Below are 4,981 nucleotides of genomic sequence, written 5' to 3'. Positions count from 1 at the left end.
GCGGGGTGGAGCAGCCCGGTAGCTCGTCAGGCTCATAACCTGAAGGCCGCAGGTTCAAATCCTGCCCCCGCAACCAATCTTCCCTCTCCAAGACCCCTATCGCTGGCGCGAAGACTTCATCTTCAATGGCGATGCTAGATCCTCGTCCTACGGACCATAACCTGAAGGGTGAGGCGCGCTCGAGCTGCAGCTCGATCGGACAGTCCAGTGGACTGTTCGAAGCAACGAACGGTTCAAATCCTGCCCCCGCAACCACTGAGACTTGAATATTTTGCCATTCAAGTCGTTTCAAAGAAAGCTCCTCCGCGTAAGCGTCGAGGAGCTTTTGTTTTTTGGCCTCACTCTCCAGTTCGCCGGCGCGAAGCTTCTCCAGATAGTCGCGCTGCTTGAGCGCCTCGAACTGCTTCTCCATGATCGTTGCGGCTTCCATGGCGGCGAGGATCGAGGCGATCCGGCCGTGGACTTCGATTGATGCCGGCTGGTGGCCCCGGTGTCTTGCCGATCACGACCTTCCGGATGAACTGGCGCACGATATTGATGAAGGGCTGCTTTGTCTCGGTATCGGCGTGTTCGCGCATGTAATAGAAGGCGGAGTTGATGATCAGCTCGACGGCCTGCCGGCTCACCTCTGCCTTCAGCTTCCTGATCTTCTCCCCGAAATCTTCCTCCGCCGGCGTTTGCTTCAGACGCGCTTCAAGGCTGGCACGGCGCTCCTCAAGTTTGTCGAGCATATCGTCGAGCGCAGCCAAGCGAGGGCGGCCCTCGGCCGCGCGATCGCTGATCTGCTGGATGATCTGGCGCTGTTCCTGTTCGGCAGCCTTCAGCTCCCGGGAAATGCGCTGGCGCTCGTCGGGCTCGTTCCGGATCGAGGCCTCGAGGTTTTGGCGAGCCTGTCCGGCGACGTCGTCGAACACGCCCATGCCGAAGAAGGCGGCGGGGAGGCAGGACAGCACCCGATCCTCCAGGTTCTTGCGGAGAATGGTCTTCTGGTTGGTGCAGCAGGCGCCGCCAAGACCATCGACCGGCAGCTTGCTCTTGTGGTTGGAGCAGCCGTATTCCCGCACCAAGGCAGCGGCCGAGCGCATGGCACTCGCGTACGATAGTCCTGATTTTTCCGTCGTGGTGCTGCGCCCGCGGTTTGTCTGGGGCCGTGACGACACGACGGCATTGCCAACGCTTTTGGAAGCGGTCCGTTCAGGAAAGTTCGCCTGGATCGCAGGTGGAACTTACCTCACATCGACAACGCATATGTCATGCCGTCGATCTCGCTCTCAGCCGTGGCCGCGGCGCACAGGTGTATTTCATCTCGGATGGAGAGCCGGTGATATTCCGCACCATCGTCTCCGCTCTGATTGGGACACAAGGGCTCGATGTCCCTCAGAAGACTGTGCCGCGTTTTGCCGTCCGCACCGTCGCTGCCGTCGGCGAGTTTCTTGGAAAAATATCGGGGGGGCGGATCGTACCGCCCCTAACAATGCAGGCCTACGCAACGTCCGCCGTTGAAGTGTCGTTCGACATCGACAAAGCTCGGCGAGAACTGGGTTATGCACCTGTTGTATCAATGGAGGAGGGCCTGAAGGAACTCCACTCAGGTCATCATCCTTAACCATTAAGGGGCAGTGCGGCATCCGACTTGGCAGTCTTGAACCGCTCCGCCTTGCCACGTTAGAGGGGTGTGGCCGCTTCAATCACGGCCTTCCCCTCTGCTGGCGACCTCTTCGAAACCGCACCTTCACAAACCAGTGTTGTGAAGGTCGTCAGGCTGGATGGGCGACGCCCTGGCTCTAAGTAGGACAATCCATGGCGGGACGACATATCATCCGGGCGCGGTGGCGCGTCCCTAATCCAGTCCCGGCCTTGGACGGTCAACCCACAAGGGGTTCGCAGGTGCTGCGACTTCTCTGGCTGCGCCTGCGAGTTGACCGCGGCCGCGCCCGGATCGAACGGGCACCATCGTGCGGGAATCTGCCCCGCCACCGGATGGAGCCTCACATGTCAGATCTCAGCCTCGCACAGAACCACGCACTCGATCTTGCCCGGACCCTGTGCCATGCCAAGGAACCAGGATAGCATATTGCTTGTAAGGCGCTGCGTGCGCGCACGGACGATTAGAAGCGCGACAAGAAAGACAACCAGTGGAAGGGCTAGGTGTCCGAGCGACGGGATAAGCGCACCGGTGAGAACTCCAGATGCACCGCCGATGCCAAGGCTGAGCCACAGGCACAACATGGCGGAAAGACTGTTGGCCAGCGAGGGCGGTCGGGTGAACCACGCAATAAACCCGGCAAACATGACCCAAACCTCCAGCGCCAACGCCGTGCTGAGCCATGCCGCGAAGGCCGCGACGGTCCAGAGAATGAACTTGCCACGCGTCTGGCGGTGAATAGCAGTTGGCTAATTTTGAACGTTGCTCATAACCATCTTCTTCTTTCTGTTTGTTGAAAAGTGGACTGAAGTTGGACTGGTCCCTCCATGCATACGGGGTGAGCGACCCGACCTCCTGCCCCGCCCCACGACCTCCGTTTTTTTCACTACTGCGATGGACACTTTGAACGGCGTCTTGCTTCAAGACCCGTTGAAGAGCGCAAAACGGCGCGCGTAATCGCCGTCTCTTTCTGCCCAGCGTTCCCCTCTGACGCGCTCGACTGGGATTTCGCCGTCAGGTGTGTTGGCCGCGCTGAGCAGTTGCATCAGCGGCACCTTGCCAAAAAGATCTCTCGTTGCCATGAGAGGTCCTAACTCCCGAACTCATGAGCTTTGGCTGCGGAGATTTTCTGGATCAGGGTCCAAAGACGCTTCACATTGACTTCATCTGTAGTTGGAGCTCCGATCGAAATCCGGACCATCCAACGACCATTCACTGCCGCCGGAGTGACAAATGCCTCGCCTGAAGCGTTGACCTCCTCGGCCCAGGCACGCGTAAAATCGTTCAGCCGCTCCTCCGGAACATTCTCCGGCTGATATCTGATGCACACCGTCTGAAGGTTTACCGGCGCTACCAGATGCCAATCGGGCGTGCTTGCAATCTCGACCGCAAGGCTTTTTGCCAGATCGAGGTCGCGGCGCAATCGAGATTGAAGGCGAGACACGCCCTGCTCTCGGATCAAAAACCAAAGTTTCAGGGCTCTGAAACGTCGGCCAAGGGGGATCCCGGTGTCGCGGAGATTGCGAACCAGACTGTCGACTCTTGATTGAAGGTAACTCGCGTTTGTCGACATGACCCTTTGCAGATGCTGCTCATCGCGAACGAAATAGAGAGAGCAGTCGAAGGGCACCCCAAGCCATTTGTGGGGATTGATGACGAGGCTGTCGGCAAGCTCGATTCCAGCCCACATCCAGCGACACTCCGGTAGGATCATCGCATTGCCAGCCATTGCAGCGTCCACATGAAGCCACACACTGTGATTGCGTGCGATCGACGCTATCTGCGAGAGTGGGTCAATCGATGTCGTCGCTGTCCCACCGATTGCCGCAACAACTGCACACGGCTGCTTCCCATTGAGCTTGTCGAGCGCGATCGCCTGCTCAAGCAGATCTGCTCGCATCGAGAAGGTTTCGTCCACCTCGATATGCCTGACATTCAGGCGCCCAAATCCCGCTAGCAGGGCCGCCTTTTCGACCGAGGAGTGAGCGCTGGCTGAGGTGTAGACAATGAGATTTTGATCATCTCCTTGAAACCCGTCGCGGGTCATCGAATAATTTGTGCTTCTCTCACGCGCGCACAACAGCGATACCAGCGTGCTCGTGGATGCGGTGTCATTGATGACGCCCATCCAGTTTGCGGAAAGACCAACCATCTGTCGGAACCAGTCGACAACGACCTCCTCGACCTCTGTGACAGCGGGTGACGCCTGCCAGGAAAGGCCAAGCACACCCAGGCCCGTGCTGACTAGCTCTCCAAGGATCCCCGCACCCAGCGAGTTCGAAGGAAAATAGCCAAAGAAGTCGGGATGTTGCCAATGCGTGACATTGGGCAACACGATCGAGTTCAGGTCGCTGATGATCCTCTCGAAGGGTTCTGGCTGATCCGGCGCTGAGCCCGGCAGCAGTGCTTTGACGTCCCCGGGCTTTGTCGGCGGCTGCACGGGCCGCGTCTCAATATTCTCGTAGTAGTCAGCTATCCACTCCATCAGTTCATGACCGTGGCGGCGAAAATCACTCGGGTTCATATCGGATACGTATCCTTCTCATTTTGCAGTCGGGCCGAAGACGTCCGGCCGCAACGGGTAAAGGTATTGATGTGGCTGATTGAGGTGATGCCGGGTTGCCTAGGACCGGGGCGGGAAAGCTCGTATTCGGGAAGGTCGGACCCGTCGCAGAGCTTTTCTGGGACAAGTCCGACTGCGCCGGCGGAGCGCTCAGCATGGTGAGCAGGCGTTTGAGCCTTCTTCCCTATGTGTTGGCGCAAGACGCGACGATTGTTGGGCTCTTCACGGCGGTGAACATATCTTCTGTCTCCTTGGGCAAATCCCAACCTAATTCATCTGAACAACGAGGTTGGGTTTGTGTCGAACATGACAATTACGCAGAGACTGATGGTTTTGTTACACGATGAAGTTCGCTTTCTCATCTCGACGTTTTACAAAATCGGTGCCGTAGCGCTTGCGAAGATCATCGACGACAATAGCGGGAACGGCACTCAAGGAAACGTCTGTCCTATCCGGGCATCGTAATGTTAACGAAGCTTGGACTTCAATGTGCGATGTTCCGCCATGACCGACCGAGATCCCCTTTATCGCCGCCATCGCTTTCCCGCCGAAATCATCGGCCACGCCGTATGGCTCTATTTTCGGTTTCCACTCAGCTTGCGAATGGTCGAGGACATGCTAGCCGCCCGCGGCATCATTGTCTCGCATCAGACAGTTCGGCTGTGGGCCGAGAAATTCGGGCGAATCTTTGCCAATAAGATCCGTCGACGTTCTTCCGGTCGGCTCGGCGACAAGTGGCATCTCGATGAGGCCGTCATTTCGATCGGCGGCAA

5 protein-coding genes and 1 pseudogene are annotated in these 4,981 nt (G+C 58.0%); 2 read left to right on the top strand and 4 right to left on the bottom strand.

From position 1 onward, the window contains the following. Nucleotides 1-338: 338 nt before the first annotated feature. On the bottom strand, nucleotides 339-1,085 hold the full coding sequence (locus tag ACPYOP_RS32440; RefSeq protein ID WP_481414301.1) for a hypothetical protein: 747 nt from the start codon (nucleotides 1,083-1,085) through the stop codon (nucleotides 339-341). Between the two features lie 134 nt (nucleotides 1,086-1,219). Here ACPYOP_RS32440 and ACPYOP_RS32435 point away from each other — a divergent pair, with 134 nt between their 5' ends. Further along, a complete protein-coding gene (locus ACPYOP_RS32435) occupies nucleotides 1,220-1,606 on the top strand; it encodes a hypothetical protein (RefSeq protein ID WP_481414300.1) in 387 nt (128 codons plus the stop codon). A 389-nt stretch (nucleotides 1,607-1,995) separates the two neighbouring features. Here the strand turns inward: ACPYOP_RS32435 and ACPYOP_RS32430 are convergent, their stop codons facing one another. The 3 genes from ACPYOP_RS32430 to ACPYOP_RS32420 all read right to left on the bottom strand — a co-directional run bounded on the left by ACPYOP_RS32430 (nucleotide 1,996) and on the right by ACPYOP_RS32420 (nucleotide 4,169). After that, nucleotides 1,996-2,358, bottom strand: a complete 363-nt coding sequence (locus ACPYOP_RS32430) for a DUF1097 domain-containing protein (protein WP_481414302.1) — start codon at nucleotides 2,356-2,358, stop codon at nucleotides 1,996-1,998. Between the two features lie 207 nt (nucleotides 2,359-2,565). Beyond that, nucleotides 2,566-2,727: a hypothetical protein gene (locus ACPYOP_RS32425; protein WP_481414299.1), complete on the bottom strand. Its 162-nt coding sequence runs from the start codon at nucleotides 2,725-2,727 to the stop codon at nucleotides 2,566-2,568. A gap of 8 nt (nucleotides 2,728-2,735) precedes the next feature. After that, nucleotides 2,736-4,169, bottom strand: coding sequence for a pyridoxal phosphate-dependent decarboxylase family protein (locus tag ACPYOP_RS32420; protein WP_481414298.1), 1,434 nt, complete (start codon nucleotides 4,167-4,169; stop codon nucleotides 2,736-2,738). 543 nt (nucleotides 4,170-4,712) lie between these two features. On the opposite strand from ACPYOP_RS32420, the pseudogene ACPYOP_RS32415 reads away from it, so the two are divergent. Next, nucleotides 4,713-4,981, top strand: a pseudogene (locus tag ACPYOP_RS32415) (IS6 family transposase); the annotation flags it as partial.

This window comes from Rhizobium sp. KNZ2-6A (assembly GCF_056755475.1).
This window is presented reverse-complemented; position numbering and strand designations above follow the sequence as displayed.